At 72.7% G+C, this 619-nt stretch carries 1 protein-coding gene; it reads left to right on the forward strand.

Annotation, left to right across the window (positions count from 1 at the left end; genetic code table 11):
• Window positions 1-619 (forward strand): ketoacyl-synthetase C-terminal extension domain-containing protein (locus OO69_RS48110; RefSeq protein ID WP_033287383.1); only part of this gene is annotated, 619 nt, incomplete at both ends.

Raw genomic sequence — 619 nt, forward strand, 5'->3', positions numbered from 1 at the left:
GGGTGTCGGCCTGGTGCTGCTGGAGCGTTTGTCGGACGCCGAGCGCAACGGGCACCAGGTGCTCGCGGTCGTCCGCGGCTCTGCCGTCAACCAGGACGGGCGCAGCAGCCAGTTGACCGCCCCCAACGGGCCCTCGCAGCAGCGCGTCATCCGCCAGGCCCTGGCCAACGCCCGGCTGACGCCGAACGACGTCGACGCCGTCGAGGCGCACGGAACCGGCACCCGGCTGGGCGACCCGATCGAGGCGCAGGCGCTGCTCGCCACCTACGGCAAGGAGCGGTCGGCCGAACAGCCGCTGTGGCTCGGCTCGATCAAGTCGAACATCGGCCACACCCAGGCCGCCGCCGGCGTCGCGGGCATCATCAAGATGGTCATGGCGATGCGGCACGGCGTGCTGCCCAAGACCCTGCACGTGGATGAGCCGTCGCCGCACGTGGACTGGACGGAGGGCGCCGTCTCGCTGTTGACGGAGGCGACCCGCTGGCCGGAGACCAGCCACGCGCGGCGGGCCGGGGTGTCGTCCTTCGGGATCAGCGGCACCAACGCGCACGTGGTCCTGGAGGAGGCCGAACCGGCCCGGGTGACCGAGCCGCTGGACCCATCCGTGCCGACCGGGGAA

The sequence above is a fragment of the Streptomyces sp. NRRL F-525 genome, assembly GCF_000716605.1.
Classification (GTDB): domain Bacteria; phylum Actinomycetota; class Actinomycetes; order Streptomycetales; family Streptomycetaceae; genus Streptomyces.